Source organism: Edaphobacter sp. FHG110511_03 (assembly GCF_059115365.1).
This window is the reverse complement of sequence record NZ_JBZYWL010000006.1, coordinates 193029-209465: the sequence shown is the minus strand read 5'-3', so window position 1 is coordinate 209465 and position 16437 is coordinate 193029. Positions and strand designations below refer to the sequence as shown.

General features: G+C 57.6%; 12 protein-coding genes and 1 tRNA gene. 6 read left to right on the top strand and 7 right to left on the bottom strand.

The annotated features are described in order from the left end of the window. Positions 1-66 precede the first annotated feature (66 nt). The 3 genes from AC5S26_RS23265 to nth all read left to right on the top strand — a co-directional run bounded on the left by AC5S26_RS23265 (position 67) and on the right by nth (position 2793). Entirely contained in the window at positions 67-1140 is a 1074-nt protein-coding gene (locus AC5S26_RS23265) for an acyltransferase family protein (RefSeq protein WP_494187340.1), read from the top strand. Between the two features lie 124 nt (positions 1141-1264). Continuing rightward, positions 1265-2059: a chlorite dismutase family protein gene (locus tag AC5S26_RS23260; RefSeq protein ID WP_494187339.1), complete on the top strand. Its 795-nt coding sequence runs from the start codon at positions 1265-1267 to the stop codon at positions 2057-2059. Between the two features lie 2 nt (positions 2060-2061). Next, positions 2062-2793 (top strand): endonuclease III, encoded by a 732-nt coding sequence (gene nth, locus AC5S26_RS23255; RefSeq protein WP_494187338.1) that lies wholly within the window; start codon positions 2062-2064, stop codon positions 2791-2793. A gap of 86 nt (positions 2794-2879) precedes the next feature. Here nth and AC5S26_RS23250 read toward each other — a convergent pair whose 3' ends face one another. The 6 genes from AC5S26_RS23250 to ccsA all read right to left on the bottom strand — a co-directional run bounded on the left by AC5S26_RS23250 (position 2880) and on the right by ccsA (position 10543). Then, the gene (locus tag AC5S26_RS23250; protein ID WP_494187337.1) at positions 2880-3644 is read right to left on the bottom strand and encodes a uroporphyrinogen-III synthase; all 765 of its coding nucleotides are present in this window, start codon (positions 3642-3644) and stop codon (positions 2880-2882) included. Between the two features lie 97 nt (positions 3645-3741). Next, on the bottom strand, positions 3742-6159 hold the full coding sequence (locus AC5S26_RS23245; protein ID WP_494187336.1) for an Orn/Lys/Arg family decarboxylase: 2418 nt from the start codon (positions 6157-6159) through the stop codon (positions 3742-3744). Positions 6160-6256: 97 nt separating this feature from the next. Next, complete coding sequence (hemC, locus tag AC5S26_RS23240) at positions 6257-7210, bottom strand: hydroxymethylbilane synthase (RefSeq protein WP_494187335.1); 954 nt, start codon at positions 7208-7210, stop codon at positions 6257-6259. 104 nt (positions 7211-7314) lie between these two features. Then, positions 7315-8325 (bottom strand): FecR domain-containing protein, encoded by a 1011-nt coding sequence (locus tag AC5S26_RS23235; protein ID WP_494187334.1) that lies wholly within the window; start codon positions 8323-8325, stop codon positions 7315-7317. Positions 8326-8462: 137 nt separating this feature from the next. After that, complete coding sequence (hemA, locus tag AC5S26_RS23230; protein ID WP_494187333.1) at positions 8463-9722, bottom strand: glutamyl-tRNA reductase; 1260 nt, start codon at positions 9720-9722, stop codon at positions 8463-8465. Further along, entirely contained in the window at positions 9719-10543 is an 825-nt protein-coding gene (ccsA, locus tag AC5S26_RS23225) for a cytochrome c biogenesis protein CcsA (RefSeq protein WP_494187332.1), read from the bottom strand. Before ccsA ends, hemA begins: the two co-directional genes overlap by 4 nt. 165 nt (positions 10544-10708) lie before the next feature. Here ccsA and mutS point away from each other — a divergent pair, with 165 nt between their 5' ends. Genes mutS through AC5S26_RS23210 form a run of 3 tightly spaced genes read left to right on the top strand, consistent with a single transcriptional unit; the run spans position 10709 to position 16064 of the window. Continuing rightward, complete coding sequence (gene mutS, locus AC5S26_RS23220) at positions 10709-13324, top strand: DNA mismatch repair protein MutS (protein ID WP_494187331.1); 2616 nt, start codon at positions 10709-10711, stop codon at positions 13322-13324. Further along, entirely contained in the window at positions 13321-14517 is a 1197-nt protein-coding gene (locus AC5S26_RS23215; protein WP_494187330.1) for an anhydro-N-acetylmuramic acid kinase, read from the top strand. Before mutS ends, AC5S26_RS23215 begins: the two co-directional genes overlap by 4 nt. Further along, complete coding sequence (locus AC5S26_RS23210; protein ID WP_494187329.1) at positions 14514-16064, top strand: ABC transporter substrate-binding protein; 1551 nt, start codon at positions 14514-14516, stop codon at positions 16062-16064. Before AC5S26_RS23215 ends, AC5S26_RS23210 begins: the two co-directional genes overlap by 4 nt. 194 nt (positions 16065-16258) lie before the next feature. On the opposite strand, the gene AC5S26_RS23205 is transcribed toward AC5S26_RS23210, so the two are convergent. After that, positions 16259-16332, bottom strand: a tRNA-Gln gene (locus AC5S26_RS23205). Between the last annotated feature and the right edge of the window lie 105 nt (positions 16333-16437).

The window sequence follows — 16437 nt, the reverse complement described above, 5'->3', positions numbered from 1 at the left end:
TAAACGTCACTCTATGAAAATCGTTGTTCCTCCTCTAAGCGAACTACATAAGCGGGCCCCGAAATATTGAAACGCGAAATAGAACTCGACTTCGTGCGCGGTATCGCCATCCTCATGGTGCTGGACTTTCACTCGCCCAGAAGCATTCTCTTTTACCCATTCAGGCTAATGGGGTTTCACCACTTTGGCTGGGCCGGCGTCGATATTTTCTTCGTCTTGAGCGGCTTCCTGGTAGGTGGCCTCCTTATCAAGGAATGGAAGCTCAAAGGGCGCATCAACAGCAAAGTTTTTTTGATTCGACGTGGTTTCAAAATCTGGCCCCAGTACTACCTCTTCATTGTGTTGATGCTACTGACAGGACATCGCTCTCTGGGTCAGCTATGGGGAAATCTCCTTAACATTCAGAACTATGTGGGCGGTGTTGCCCATACCTGGAGTCTGGCTGTCGAAGAGCACGCCTATTTACTGTTGGTTCTGCTACTGGTCATCGCAGCCGCTCTCAAGGTAAGGATGAAAGTGTTTTTCGTCTTTCTGGCTGGGATGACCCTCAGCATCATCGTGCTGCGAGCAATACTTGCAGCGCATGGAGTGGACGTCTATTCCGTAACGCATACGCGAATTGATGGGATTTTCGAAGGCGTACTGCTGGCAACTCTCTATCATTACGCGCCTGATACATTTCGCCGCCTGCAGCGGCCTCGATGGCTGTGGTTATCCATTCTTGTGGCTACTATCGTTTATTTCCGCCTGAATCTGCACTCGCCGGTGGCTATCTCCATTAGCTTTGATTGCGCAAATGCAATGGGAATTGCCGTACTGATGTTGCTCTACAAGCACCGCGAAGGGAAAAAACGGCCAGCTCTCTATCGGTTTGTGGCGTGGATCGGACTTTACTCTTATGGAATCTACCTGTGGCATGTATCCGTCATCGAACCGACAGTGAAGGTCTCGACCCACTTGCCTCCATGGTTTGCTGCAATCTGGATCGCGTTGGTTCCATCTCTCTTGGGTGTGATTCTCGGAATCTTCTTCACAAAGATCGTAGAGTTTCCTGCCTTAGCCTTGAGAGACAAATTATTTCCTCGACCGGTCGATTCTGCCGTGGGAGTCCCGGCCGAAGTCGAGGCACTGCCAAAATGACTTGTCTGTCAGAGTGCTCTATCATGGATAGATAGCATTTTATTACGCGATGAATTGATCGCGGATGTTGTACAACCGCGCGGACAAATTAACAAACGAAACGCCCGCATCAGGAGAATCGCTCATGTCAGATACTGTTGTTACTCCGGCTGGTACAGGGGATGTCTCTACAAAATCGCGCCCGGTGAGCAGCTACGGGGCTCAGGCGCATGACCCCTCGAAGCCCCCGGTGAAACGACAGATTGTCTGTTTCGGCTTCTACAAGATCATGCCGGAATGGCGCAGGCTTCCAGCGGAAGAGAAGGCCGCTCATAAAGCCGCTTTCGCCGAAGTGTTGGCGAAGTGGAATAAGCCGGGAGAGTTCCTCTCGATGACCTATTCGACTGTGGGCACGCGTGGCGATGTGGATATGTGCGTGTGGTCGATCGGCTATGCTGTCGACGAGCTGAACCGGATGCGTAGCGAGCTGATGGCGACTCCGTTGGGAGGGTATCTAACCTCGCCGCATAACTTCCTGGCTATGACGAAGCGGTCGCAGTACCAGATTGACCGGCCAGACGAAAGCGAGGGAGAAGGCCGCGGAGCGATTCGACCCGGCGGCCAGAAGTACATCTTCATCTATCCCTTCTGGAAGACGAGGCCGTGGTATCTGCTCCCTGCTGATGAGCGAAAGCGGTTGATGGATGAGCATATTCGCATCGGCCTGAGCTACCCGCGAGTGAAGCTGAATACGACTTATTCGTTCGGCATTGACGACCAGGAGTTCGTGGTCGCCTTTGAGACGAACTTCCCGGAAGACTTCCTGGATCTGGTGCAGCAGCTTCGCGAGACGGAGATCAGCATGTATACCCTGCAGGACACGCCCATCTTCAGCTGCGTTCGTGTGTCTGCCGAGGAGATGCTGGACCGCCTGGGATAACGATGGCTACAGCGAAGACGTCGGGCGCGAAGCGAGTCATAAAGAAGACCGTAAAGACCCCGCGTGATGCCAGTAATCCGCTTGATCCAAAGAGGATTGACGCAATCCTGGAAGTCCTGGCGAAGACCTATCCGGGTGTTGTGTGTGCATTGAATCATCGCAATGCGTGGGAGCTTACAGTAGCGACGATTCTTTCGGCACAATGTACGGATGTACGCGTAAACATTGTAACGCCCGCGTTGTTCAAAGCCTTCCCCACCCCAAAGGCGATGGCTGCCACTTCCCTGCCTGAGATCGAAGAGCTGATTCGCACAACGGGTTTCTTTCGCAACAAGGCGAAATCCATTCAGGGCGCCGGTCGCACGGTGACGGAAGAGTTCGCTGGCAAGATTCCGCAAACAATGGAAGAAATTCTTCGATTGCCGGGAGTGGCGCGTAAAACCGCTAACGTCGTGTTGGGATCGTGGTATGGAATCGCTCTCGGCGTGGTTGTCGATACCCATGTAATGCGGTTATCTCGGCGCCTGGAACTCACGAAACAGACGACACCGGAAAAGATTGAGCGAGACCTGATGAAGATCATCCCGCAGGATCGCTGGATCAATTTTTCGCATGAACTAATTCATCATGGCAGACAGGTGTGCATCGCCCGAAAGCCACGGTGCATCGATTGCACGCTGGAGAAGCTTTGCAACTCAACCGATAAGACGTGGAGTTCCCACGCAAAAGGCTGAATCGAACCTTCTCTGTTTTTGCGAAAAATGACGTGCGACATATGGCCCTCGAAACCGATCGGGCGAGATGGAATCGTCGTCAGAAATTAGCTGAAGCAGTTGCGTAGTGCCTGAACAAGTTCTTGAATGGTCGCGGCCTTGGCCTCGACTGTCGGCTCAAAGCCAAGCTCACGCAGGGTCCGAGAGGTAATCGGCCCGATGGAAGCCAGCACGATGCCGGGTGGGAGAACAAGTCCCGAAGCTTCCAGCAGGGTTATCAGATTGCGCGCTGTAGAGGCGCTGGTAAAAGTGATCGCGTCAGGATAGGCCACTGGCGAGGCGAAGAGCTCGCGGAGACGCGGGGTTGACCCACGCGGAATTTGGTTGCGATACGCCTCGACAACGGTGAGCCGCGCCCCTGCTTCATTCAGCGCCGCAGGAAGAACATCACGAGCCTCTGCCGCGCGAATAAGCAGGACATTTGCATCCCTCATATGGGGCGCAAGAGATTCGGCGAGAGATTCGGCGACGTAACTCGTGGGAGCCAGAGCGACCTCAAGGCCCAGTTGCTCGATCGCCCGACCAGTGGCAGGTCCGATGACGGCGATAGGTGGGGAGAGAATATCTGGATTGCGGCGTTCTCCGAAGACTTCAACGGCATGCGCACTAGTAAAGACAATCCAGTCGAATTGATCGACGCGAGCGAGTGCTTCGTCGAGAGGAGCATAGGATTCGGGAGGAATGATCTCAATAGTAGGAACGGAGACTACGATGGCACCCTCTGCCTCAAGCGTAGCCGCGAGTTCGGAAGAACGTCCGGGAGCGCGTGTGATGAGGATGCGGCGGTTCGCAAATGTAAGAGCCGGAGGCACACAGAATATTGTAGGAGTAGCCCAGCCTACGGCTCAGATTTTCTTTACGCCTCAAAATCAACAGGTGATTGGCTGGACTACCATTCGATTCACGAGGTCACTCCGAACTGTGACGCGGCTGGGAACGGCGAATCTTTTTGACCGGAGGCGCCGCGCTCGGAGGATGCACCTTGCCGTTTCCATTTCCCACCTGCTTCTGGCCGGGTGTTTCGATCACGGCGCGCATCCAGTAGTTGCCTTGTTCATCGACCTCGATGCCGTGCACCTCGCGTTCAAAGCCCGGGAAGCGCTTGCCGAATTCTTCGGTAGCCAGGATAAGGCGGATGACGGGGCTCTCCGGACCGCCCAACCGCTCGCCCGGCATGCACATGGGGATTCCTGGAGGATACGGGACCAGCATGACAGCTCCGATCCGTCCATGCATCTGGGTGAAACGTATCTTCTCAGTCTCGTTGCGCAGGAGCTTCTGATAGGTCTGGGCGGGCGTCAGGACAGGATCGAAGTCTTCATCGCAAGCCTCCCCTACGAGCGTGGGAAGATTGAGCTCAATCATCGCGGCATGCATCTCATCGGAGAGCTCCTTGAGAGTCGCATTACGATAACGATGAGGATATTTAGCGACGAGTTCAGGCAGAGCCTCTTCTAGCGGAGCCTCGCTGTCGTAGAGACGCTTGAACTCGAAGAGATTTTCGAGCAGAGATCCCCACTTCCCCTTTGAAGTGCCCACCGAGAATAGAACCAGCACGGTGTAATCACCGGTACGAGCGATCTCAACGCGGCGCGAATCCAGGAATTCGGTAAGAATCGCGGCGGGGATTCCCCAGTCATTCACATTTCCTTGTGCATTGACTCCCGGCATCAGGATGGTGACCTTCGTCGGATCGAGCATGCAGTAGCCGTTGTCGATATCTTCGTCCTGGAAGCCATGCCAGTCTTCGCCCGGCTTCAGAGTCCAACAGGCGGGCTTGGAACCAAGAAGCTCATCCGGCGCCTCCTCGAAGACATACTTTTCCCCGGTGGAAGGATCGCTGACCTGATCGGGCTGGAAGAGACGAAAAAACCACCCATCCCCGTTCTCGGCGGAGCGCAGGCGATGGGCGACCGAACTCATTGCCTTGCGAAAGCTGATGGCATCCTGAATGGTTTCATACATCAACGTCGGCCCGGCAGGCTCATCCATCATGGCTGCCGCGACATCCAGCGAAGCGATCAGAGGATAGAACGGCGAAGTGGTGCCGTGCATCATGAACGACTCATTGAATTGATCGAAATCCAATGGGGCCCGCGGACTGAGCTTGATATGGACCATCGACCCCATGGAGAAGGCCGCAAGCATCTTGTGGGTGGACTGCACAGAAAAAATCGTGGGACGGTCCGTCATATCATCCGGGACGTCCATGGCAAAGCGGCCTCGGTAGATCTTGTGGAACTTCGCATAGGCATACCATGCCTCGTCGAAGTGAACTCGAGGAACGGATTTCGAGAGTTCCTCAACGACGCGATTGACGTCGTAGCAAAGACCATCGTAGGTCGAGTTGGTGACGACCGCATACGTCGGATTCTGATTCTCGACACCCTTGGTCAGAGGACTGCGATCGATCAGCCCACGGATGAACTCCGGGCTGAAGCGCTTCAGCGGGACCAGGCCGATCATGCCGTAGCCGTTGCGCGTGGGCTTCATATACACCGGGCGCGCACCTGTGACTGTAAGCGAATGGCAGATGGACTTGTGACAGTTGGCGTCGGCCAGAACGATGTCGTCCTGCGCGATGACGCCGTGTCCAATGATCTGGTTCGACGTGGAGGAACCGCCGAGGACATAGAAAGTCCAATCCGCTCCGAAGATGCGGGCAGCATTGCGCTCAGACTCTCCAGGAGGTCCCAGATGATCGAGCCAGGAGCCAAGCTGTGCAGTGGAGATGCCGAGATCGGAGCGTAGAAGATTCTCGCCAAAGAAGCGCTGAAACTCCATGCCGACCGGATGTTTGAGGTAGGCGACGCCGCCCATGTGCCCCGGCGCGTCCCAGGAATACGCCCCCTGATCGGTATACTTCTTCAACTCGCGGAAATAAGGGGGCAGCAGCTGCTCGTGGTAGCGTTCGACGGCAAAGTCCACGCGATTGGCGATAAACGCCGGCGTATCTCCAAAGAGGTGAATATACTCATGGACCTGCTTGACTACCTCAAGAGGAAGTTCGCTGACCAGCGTACGATCAGCGATCAGGAAGATCGGTATTTTCTTATTTCGATGCCGTACCCCGCGAAGAATCTTGAGTGCGGCGCGTTCGTCAAACTGGTTCTCGCCCTCGAGGTCCCAGTCCAGAAGAATCGCCGAGTAAGAAGGATCGGAGGTCACGAGCGACAGGCCGTCCTCAGGCGTAGAAGTCCGGATGACCTGGTATCCCTCTTCACGGATCGCATCCACCAGACGCTCCATCGCACGATCCGAAACCGAATCGGTTCCCCCAACTTCACTCGCAATCAGCAGTACCCAACGACCTTCGTTCAATTCCACCTCGCAACTTCAGACAATTAAGCAGTTTACAGGGATTCCACACACAAAAACATGAACACCCGATGGATTTGAAGCCTCGCGACGTGATGCACCGGTTTTAGATCGTAGAGAGATTGAGGAGTTCCAGAGCGCCGCGGGATTTCAGGTCGTCGGCGATACTCTGACCGAGTGCCTCGGGATCCATGGAGCCGAGTGCCTTTGTATCCAGCGCAACCATGGATTCTCCATCCAGTGCGATCACCTGGGCGAAGACGCGCCAGCGGTCGAACTCAGGCACACAGTGAATCCCGATGGGGATTGAGCAGCCTCCGCCGAGGCCATCCAGCGCGATGCGCTCTGTTTCCACGCAGAAACGGGTCTCCGGGTGATCAAGAGCCGCCAAGGCCTGGCGAACGAACAGATCACGAGCCTCGTCGACAGGATGAGAACAGCTGCGCGTCTCAATAGCGAGCGCGCCTTGACCAGGCGCCGGGCAAAGCTCATCCGGGGAGAAGCGCTGATGGACCCACTCCGTGCGGCCCAGACGATCAAGCCCGGCGGCAGCCAGTACTAGAGCATCGCACTCCCCTGCGGCCAACTTCTTCAGTCGCGTGTCGATATTGCCTCGAATCTCAACGAACTCCACATCTGGACGAAGCGAGAGCAACTGCGCCTTGCGCCTTGGGCTGGTCGTGCCAATGCGTCCGCCTAACGGAAGCGTGTGAAGGGCCCAATAAGGCTCGCATACCCAGGCATCGCGGGCATCCGCGCGCTTCGGAATCGCGGCCAGAGTAAAGCGCGGAGACAATTGCGTCGGCAGATCCTTGAGAGAATGCACGGCAAGATCGATGCGGCCTTCCGTGAGCGCTTCTTCGATCTCTTTGATAAAGATGCCCTTGCCATCCACACCAGCGGGCGGAATAAAGTCCGGCTGCTGCATACGGTCGCCGGTGGTTCGAATCACCTCGATCTCGGCGGGGTGCCCAGCAGAGCGCAGTGCCTCAAGAACATAATTGGCCTGCCATAGCGCAAGCTGTGAGCCACGAGATCCAATGCGGATAGGGGTGGACATGACTTATCCAGAATAAGGGATTTCGAGATGGAAATGTTGTACGAGAAAAGGGACGGGCGCTAGCGCGCTCGTCCCTCGGTTTCCGGCCAATGAATCACTCCGCTCTAACGTCGGCCCCCTCCGCCACGGGAACCTCCACCGCCAGGTGATCCGTGGAATCCACCTCCGCCATGGAAGCCGCCTACTCCACCGCTGAAACCACCGTAAGGACGGCCTACGACACCACCACGTGGATATCCTCCTATGTACCTGCCACCCCGGTAACCGTAATATCCTCCATACCCATATCCGGGGTAGAAGCCGCGGCCGTAGCGGCCATAGATGAAGCCTCCGCCCCCGATGTAATACGGCGAATAGAATCCATATCCAAACGGATTCCAGAACAGTCCGTCACCAGGCAGCCATGTGTAACCCACCGGTCCACCAGCCCAATACCATCCTGGATAGAAACTGGCTGTGCCGGCATATTCCTGGGCGAGGTCGATGTTCGCCTCTCCTAGATACTGCGAGCGAAGACTACTCCAGTTGTAGAGATCGTCTTTAGAGGAGTCCTTGTCGAACTTCTGCGGCTTCGCCGGCTCGCCGCTCAGCGCGATCTGACGTCCACCCTTTACTTTGATCGCTTGAACATTGGTATTCAGGTCGGCGCCGGGATAGATTTCCGCCTCGCCGTCGAAGACGCGCAAAGTGGAGTTGCCGGCATCGAAGCTGTAGAGCCCCTTCTTGGTCAGGTGAGCCTGCCCATTCGGCATGTCCACCAGAAAAAGATTTTCTTTATAGAGCTGATCGACCTCGACATTCGCGCGACCCTGAACCACCTTTACTTCCGTCTTCGTGAGGCTGGGCGAGATCATCTCGACGGCGCTGTTGGCTCCCAGCCGTAAAAAGACGCCCGGCATCAGCAGGACCTCCGCCTTTCCATTCGCGGTAGAGATCGTCTGGCCCTTTTCAACCTGGGTGTTGCTTACAGACTTGGAAGAGAGTTGCTGGCCGTTCAGTGTGGCCTGCCCCTCGATGTAATTCAAAGTTCCTGGGCCGGCTGGGTTCGCATTCTGCCCGTACGAAAATGCGCTCAGAGTCGCCAGGGAAAGTAGAAATATTCTCAACCTTGGCATCTTGAAACCTCTGAAGATTAGACGCAGATGGAAACGAAAAGATACAGCGGTAAGTACAGCCACAGCTTCGAGATAGCTTGCATCCCAAAGCGCGACAATTCTTTGGATTCGGTGTTAACCCCTCAAACCGTAAATGCTTACTCGGAGTCGGAGCTTTTAGTTCGGGTCGCCTCGGGTGTCTGCGCCGCTTCACGAAGAGCAGTAAGCTGCGGATGCAGCAGCTTTGCCGTAAGCGATCGCGTTAGTGCATCGACAGCCTCGCGTTGCTCGACCGTGAGCATGGCAAGCCGCTTTGCCGAGCGCGCAAGCTCTGCTTCACGAATCGACTCCGCATTCTGCTGAAGAGCAATAATCGCTGGAACAGCGCCGCGAGACTGCACCCGTTGCTGATACTTATCGACTTCCTGGCTGACGATCGTCTCCGCCGCGGCCGCTTCACGGCTGCGATCCGCAAGATTTGCCGCGGCGACCTGTTGCAGGTCGTCGATGTCATAGATGAAGCAGCCCTCCACCTCGTTCATTTGGGGATCTACATCGCGAGGAACGGCGATGTCGATAAAGAACATGGGCCTGTTGCGGCGGCTCTGTAGAAAGTGCTGTCCGTGCGACTTTTCAAAGAGCTTCTGCGGAGCTCCCGTGGAAGTAATGACGATGTCGGCCCGAGCTGCTTGATCGTACAGATCCTCGAAAAGGATCACCTGCCCGTTGAACTGCGCAGCGATCTTCTCCGCTCGTTCCAGCGTGCGATTCGCAACCAGAATATTCGTTGCTCCCTGCTGAATCAGATGTCGCGCTGCAAGCTCCGACATCTTCCCTGCCCCCACCAGCAGAACCGTCTTCCCTTGAAGAGAGCCAAAGATTTTGCGCGCAAGATCTACAGCAACGGAAGCAATCGAGACCGAGCTCGAACCGATCTGCGTCTCGGACCGGATCTTCTTGGCAACGGTGAAAGCGCGTTGAATCAAAGTGTCCAGCGACCCATTGACTGCTCCAACCTCGCGCGCAACCGTGTACGACTCCTTCACCTGGCCAAGGATCTGCGGCTCGCCCACCACCATCGAGTCCAGTGAGCTGGCGACGCGAAACAGATGCCGAACCGCCTCGCTCTCACGGTATTCATACAGATGAGGCGTAAGGGATGAGGGTGTGACGGCAAAGTACTCTTGCAGAAAGCCAAGCAAATTGGCCCCCGGAGCGGAGCCGTCCTCCTGCAGCGTCAGCAACTCCACCCGGTTGCACGTGGAAAGAATAATTCCCTCCCGGATACCGGGCTGATGGACCAGGGTACGCGTAGCGTCCGCAAGGCGGCCCGCAGGGATGGCCAGCCGCTCGCGGACCTCGATGGGCGCCGTCGTGTGGTTGATGCCGATCAGCACGAGATGGTGATTGCGGCTCATGGAGTCGTAAACCTGTGAACGACAGAGAATTGATTCGCCGACCATACAGCAAGAACCACCAGGAAGACGAATCCCGAAAGATAGATCGCGCGACGACCCCGCAGGCCGGAGTGCCGCCGGATGTAGATCATCCCAATATAGGCAAGCCACATCGCGAAGGAGAGCAGCACCTTGGGATCCAGAAAATAGGATGGCCCTATTGTCTGCTGCCCGATCAGCGCGATCAACGAACCGATCAGCAGGCCGGCAGTCATACAAGGCAGCCCGAAGAGCAGAGATCGTAATGCAATCTGATCGGTCGTCTCAAGCGGCGGTAGCCATGATGCTCCTGGAGAAGCATGCTTCGACTTCAGAGAGCGCTCCTGGATCAGGTAGAGCACCGACGCCAGCAGCGAGAGCAGAAGCGCGGCATAGGCCGCCAATAAAAGCGCGATGTGCAGAAAGATCCAGCCGGTGTGGAACTGCGGAAATGGTGTCAACTCCTGTCCCGGACGAAAGGCCGGAACCAGAACGAGGAGAAACGAGACCGGGAGGACGAAGACCCCCAGCGACACCGTGCGATACCGCCAGTACACAATCAGGAAAGCGCCCGCAAGCAGAAGGCCCAGCAACGCCAGGGTCTCATGCGTATCCACCGGAAGCCGGTGGTGAGCAGCGTTCAGCATCTCCGCCAGCGAGACAAAGTGAAAAAACAGTCCGCCAACTGCCGCCGGAATCGCAATCTTGTTCCAGCGTGGACGATCGTAGAGTGCAGCGGGCAGCACCGCGAGCGCGGCGACACCATAAAGAAAAGCTGCGACTCTGAGCCAAAGAAGGGACATGACTGTACATTTCGTCGCTGAGCTTGCGCCGAATCTTCAGTATACCGGGTATGGAAAGGCCCTGGCACCCCTTTGCGCCATCAGGTGCGATATTCTGGCCATTCCAGAATGCCACAAGATACCTCACAAATATTGAGCGGAGACCAGGCGGCGCTTTCACCTGCAATGCGACAGTATCGGACCGCGAAAGAAGCACATCCCGACACCTTGCTTTTCTTCCGCATGGGTGACTTTTATGAGCTCTTCTTCGAGGACGCCGTAATCGCTTCCCGCGAGCTGCAGCTCACCCTCACCGCTCGCGACAAGGCGAAGAGCGTTCCCATGTGCGGTGTTCCCTACCACGCTGCGGAGACCTATCTTCAACGTCTATTGCGGAAGGGCTTTCGCGTTGCGATCTGCGAACAGATGGAAGATCCCAAGCAGGCCAAGGGGGTCGTTCGCCGCGAAGTAACCCGGGTTTTCACCCCGGGAACTGCACTCGACCCAGCGCTGGGTGCCGAGCAGAGCAACTACCTTGCAAGCATCGTCGCCATCGGATCAAATGCCGCCATGGTCTGCGGAGTGGCCCTCCTCGACCTTTCGACAGGTGAGTTTCGATCCACCGAGTTCTCCGGGACAGCTGCATGGGCCCAGGCCGCCGATGAACTGGGTCGGGTACGACCTGTGGAGCTTCTATACGGCGCCGGCTTGCTGGGCGGCATGAATCTGGCAGGCGAGGCTGTCGAGGAGAGCTCCGCCGGGCTGGACGCTATTCGCACCAAGACCCCGATCGAAGAATGGGTTTTCACTACCGACTATGCCTTGCCTCTTCTGCGAAGCCACTTCCGCGTTCATTCGCTCGACGGACTCGGACTGGGAGGACACGAAGCGGCCGCAGTCGCAGCAGGCGCGCTGCTGCACTATATGCAAGCAACCAAACAGGGTGGCCTGGAGCATATAGACGGCCTGCGCTTTTATGAACGCTCCTCCTGTCTCGAACTGGATACGGTCAGCGTGCGGAACCTGGAGCTGGTCGAACCGCTCTTCTCCGGCGAAACCCAGCAAACTACCCTCTTCTACACTCTCGACGCTTGCTGCACCCCGATGGGAAAGCGTTTGTTGCGAGCAACGCTGCTAAGACCGTCCAATGATCTCGCGGAGATTGAAGCGCGGCTCGAGGCTGTCGCCGAGGCCGCAGGCGATCTTCGGCGGCGCGAAGCACTGCGTCAGGCGATGACTAGTCTGCTCGATCTAGAGCGTCTGCTGGGACGTATCGCGCTGGACTCCGCTGGCCCTCGGGAGGTGATCGCGCTGGCTGCGACGCTCCAATGCCTGCCCGGTCTTTTAGCTGCAACCCAGCAGTTCAGCGCATCGAAGTGGGCCCTGTTGGCAAAAGGCTTCGACTCACTTGAAGACCTGCATGAGCTGATCGCAAAAACTATCGCTGAAGATCCCCCGGTCTCGCTCGCCGATGGCGGAGTCATCCGAGCGGGCATAAACGTTGAACTCGACGAGCTCCGCGAGTTGAGCCGAAGCGGGCGGCAGGCATTGGCTGCGATTGAAGAACGCGAACGCCAGCGTACCGGAATCGGTTCCCTGAAGGTTCGTTTCAATAACGTCTTCGGCTACTACATTGAAATCACGAAGGCCAACGCCAAGGCTGTTCCCACAGACTATGAGCGTAAACAGACGCTGGTGAACGCCGAGCGTTTTACGACACCGGAGCTGAAGGAGTACGAGACCAAGATCCTGACTGCGCAGGAGCGCTCTAGCGAGATCGAGCGCAGGCTGTTTTCGGAACTGCGTCGGCAGCTTCTCGATGCTGCTGGACGGATGCGTGAGACAGCGCGGCGCGTAGCCGAGATCGACCTGCTCGGTTGCTTCGCGCATCTCGCAGCGTTGCGTGGCTGGACTTGTCCCATGGTGGAGACGGGAGGCCTGCTGGAGTTTATCGGCGCTAGGCATCCCGTCGTCGAGCGACGTCTGGAGGAGTCCGGCGCCGGAAGATTCGTTCCCAATTCCGTGCATCTGCAAGCAGACACCGGACCCTCGGTGCTGCTGATCACCGGACCGAATATGGGAGGTAAAAGCACCTACCTGCGACAAGCGGCTCTGCTGGTCATCATGGCGCAGTGCGGCTGCTTCGTCCCCGCCGAACAGATGCGTCTCGGCCTGGTCGACCGCATCTACACTCGCATCGGGGCCAGCGACAATGTCGCACGCGGACGGTCGACCTTCATGGTCGAGATGACCGAAACCGCGGCGATCCTGAACTCGGCAACCAATCGGTCTCTAGTCCTTCTGGACGAGATGGGACGCGGAACCGCCACCTATGACGGCCTGTCGCTCGCTTGGGCGACCGTTGAATATCTTCATAATCAGGTAGGGGCACGTACGCTCTTCGCCACCCACTATCACGAGCTGACCTTGCTGTCCGAGAGGCTTGAGCGGCTGAAGAATCTGCGTGTCACCGTGAAGGAGACGGCTGGAGGAATTGTGTTCCTCCATTCGGTCGAATCAGGTCCGGCGAGCAAGAGCTATGGCATCGAGGTGGCACGATTAGCCGGGCTTCCGGCAAATGTGATTGCACGAGCACGCGAAGTGCTGAAGCTGCACGAGCGAGCCGAGAGTCAGCAGGTGCGCGAGGCTGCTGCGGATCATGTTCCTGCGATGCAGATGACGATGTTCACGCCGCTCTCTCAACGCATCGTGGATCGAGTCGCGGAAGTCGACGTAGACGGCCTGACGCCGCGGGAAGCCTTGAATCTGTTAGCCGAGTTGCAGCGGGAGCTGAAGGGATGATGAAGCCGAAGAGCCTGGTGGTTGCAGGAGTCATGAGCGGAACCTCAGCTGACGGGGTCGATGTCGCGTTGTGCAGAATCGGGTCTTCGACCGCGAGTCATCGAACGCCACGCGTAAAGCTGATTGGAGCGGCAGAATTCCGGTATCCGAAGGCTCTGCGAAGTGCGGTGTTGTCGGCGATGGACGCAAAGGCCACCTCGGTTGCAGAGATGTCGAGACTCAACTGGCGGCTGGGCGAAGTCTATGCCAACGCTGTTGAGAGCACAGCAGAGCAGTTCGGGGTGAAAGTCGGCCTCGTCGGTTGTCACGGACAAACGATCTATCACCAGGGCGTTGCTTCGAAATATCTCGGCAGCCCGGTCCGATGCACTTGGCAGATCGGTGAAGCCTCTGTCATCGCCGAGAAGCTGCGGGTTCCCGTCGTGAGCGATTTCCGTCCCGCCGATCTCGCCGCTGGCGGTCAGGGAGCTCCGCTGGTTCCAATGCTGGACTACGTGATGTTCCGCTCGGAGAAGGTCAGCCGCGTCCTTCAAAACCTTGGCGGCATCGCCAACATGACATCGATTCCTGCCGGCAGTTCCGTGGAGGATGTTCTGGCATTCGACTCCGGCCCGTCGAACATGGTCATCGACGCCTGCATGACGCGTCTGTTCGGCAAAGCCTTCGATCGCGATGGAGTTGTAGCCAGGCGCGGCAAGGTGATCCGACAGGTCGTGGATCGGTGCCTGCGCGAGCCTTACTTCTCTGCCCCGCCGCCCAAGAGTTGTGGCCGCGAAGAGTTTGGAGAGGCGTTCGTAGACCGGTTCGTCGCGATGTGCCGCAAGGCAGGCGCTACGGATGCGGATGTCGTCGCCACCGCAACCGCTCTTACCGCTGAATCCATCCTCGATTCCTATCGCAGGTTTGTGTGGCCTCACCTTGGACAGAAGGCTCCCGTGGCGCGCGGCATAGAGTATGTCGTCGCCGGAGGCGGCGCGAGAAACGCGACTCTTATGGCCATGCTGCGAGAGGGGCTTGAGCCGCTCGGCGTACGGGTTCGCGCGACCGACGAGCTTGGGATTCCCACGCAGGCGAAGGAGAGCGTCGCGTTTGCGTTGCTTGCGTGGCTGACCTGGAACGGACTTCCGGGAAATGTTCCCAGCGCAACGGGAGCCGCGCGATCCGTGGTGCTGGGCAAGGTGACGCGGGGATGATGTTCCTGCGCTCCCCGCTGTTGCGGCTCGGCCGACTTGTCAGCCTCATGCTTTTCGTCTTTCTGGCCGGTTGTCGTCAGTCGGCTCACGATCCAAAGACGGTGGTGATGATCATCGAGAGCAGCCCCAACAATCTCGACCTCCGCCAGGGCACGGATGCCCAGTCGGAGCGCGTGGGGGGCGTGATCTTCGACGCGCTAGTGAAGAAGGACGAGCACTACAACCTGCAACCCTGGCTCGCCACCCGGTGGGAGCAGCCCGATCCGCTCACGCTGATCGTTCATCTGCGCGATGGTGTGCGCTTTCATAACGGCCGGCCTCTCGAGGCAGAGGATGTGGCCTGGACGATCCGCAGCATGATCGATGGAACGCTGATCACGGCCAAGGGCGGCGCTTTTGCCTCTATCGACCGGATTGAGGTTCGCGATCGGCTGACGCTCGTTCTGCGGCTGAAGCATCCCGATGCCGGGTTGCTCTTCAATATGAGCGACGGTCTCTTCGGCGTGGTTCCACGCGGCTCGGGACGCGACTTCGGTCTCCATCCAATCGGCTCGGGGCCGTTCCGTTTCGTGAGCGCGGTGCAGGACAAAGAGGTCATCGTCGCTCGCAACCCGGACTATTGGGCTCGCGCTCCAAAGATCAACGGGGTGCGGTTCACGGTGGTTCCGGACGCGATCACCAGCGCTCTCGAGTTGCGGAAGGGATCGGCGGATCTGGCGAGCAACGTCCTGACCTTCGATATGATCCACACTCTCGAGGCAGCTCCCAATCTGAAGATCGATTCGAGTCCGAGCTCGGTGGTGATCTACACGAACTTCAACGTCACCGATCCCATGCTGCGTGACCGTCGCGTGCGCCAGGCCATTGCCTGCGCGATGGACCGGCAGGCGATCGTGGATGCCATCTGGCGCGGCCAGGCCCGCCTTGCCGATACCTTGCTGCCAGCGGGACACTGGGCAGCAGCGAGCGACGGGGAGATGTCGCAGTATCCGCATGATGTGGCTCGTGCGGAGAGGCTTCTTGACGAGGCCGGATTCCATCGCGGCCCGGATGGTGTTCGCCTGCGCATTACCTTGAAGACCTCGACCGATGAGACGACGCGGCTGATGGCTGCGGTTTTACAACAGCAGCTTCGCGCCGCAGGAATCCGGTTGGACCTTCGTTCGGCGGAGTTCGGAACGTTTTATTCGGATGTGACGCGCGGCGCCTTCCAGATGTACGCGCTGCGATGGATCGGATCGAACGAGGATCCCTACATCTTTACCTACACCTACGGCTCCTCCGCCTTTCCGCCCAAGGGAGCGAACCGCGGACGCTACTCGAACCCTCGCGTGGATGCCCTTCTCTCGGCAGCTGCTGGCGAGACCGATCAGCAGAAGAGAAGATCCGAGTACGTGGAGGTGCAGAAGATTCTCGCCGAAGACCTGCCGGGAATTCCTCTTTGGTATCCGAACAACGAGGTAGTGCATTCCCGCAGGATCAACGGGGTGAAACCGATGGGCTCGGGCACGTTCGATTACCTGCGTGAGATTACGGTTGAGCCGTAAGGCTTTTGCGGTTGCCCTCTGAAAGCTTGCCGCTACAGGCGAAATTCAGGGATTCTTCGACTCCGCTGTGCTGCGCTCAGAATGACGGCTTAGTTGATGACAGCTTAATTGTGTTCCGCGTTACAAGAATTTGTTGTGGTTGCCTCCCAGGGATTCGAACCCCGGACGGTTACCGCGTTATGAACATTTATTGTTGGTTGCCTCCCAGGGATTCGAACCCCGATATGCTGAGTCAGAGTCAGCTGTCCTACCATTGAACGAGGAGGCAACAGTTGCGTGGGAGCCGCAGAGTTCTCAGTGTCTTGCACTGCTAACCGATGCCGACGTCCAACTCTTTTGAGTTTACGGATTGAGGGCGTTTCGGTCAATCCTC

Excerpts from the sequence above, each read along its gene's own strand:
- AC5S26_RS23210 (WP_494187329.1), top strand. The coding sequence starts at position 14,514 with ATGATGTTCCTGCGCTCCCCGCTGTTGCGGCTCGGCCGACTTGTCAGC.
- AC5S26_RS23260 (WP_494187339.1), top strand. The coding sequence starts at position 1,265 with ATGTCAGATACTGTTGTTACTCCGGCTGGTACAGGGGATGTCTCTACA.
- mutS (WP_494187331.1), top strand. The coding sequence starts at position 10,709 with ATGCGACAGTATCGGACCGCGAAAGAAGCACATCCCGACACCTTGCTT.
- nth (WP_494187338.1), top strand. The coding sequence starts at position 2,062 with ATGGCTACAGCGAAGACGTCGGGCGCGAAGCGAGTCATAAAGAAGACC.
- ccsA (WP_494187332.1), bottom strand. The coding sequence starts at position 10,543 with ATGTCCCTTCTTTGGCTCAGAGTCGCAGCTTTTCTTTATGGTGTCGCC.
- AC5S26_RS23235 (WP_494187334.1), bottom strand. The coding sequence starts at position 8,325 with ATGCCAAGGTTGAGAATATTTCTACTTTCCCTGGCGACTCTGAGCGCA.
- hemA (WP_494187333.1), bottom strand. The coding sequence starts at position 9,722 with ATGAGCCGCAATCACCATCTCGTGCTGATCGGCATCAACCACACGACG.
- hemC (WP_494187335.1), bottom strand. The coding sequence starts at position 7,210 with ATGTCCACCCCTATCCGCATTGGATCTCGTGGCTCACAGCTTGCGCTA.
- AC5S26_RS23215 (WP_494187330.1), top strand. The coding sequence starts at position 13,321 with ATGATGAAGCCGAAGAGCCTGGTGGTTGCAGGAGTCATGAGCGGAACC.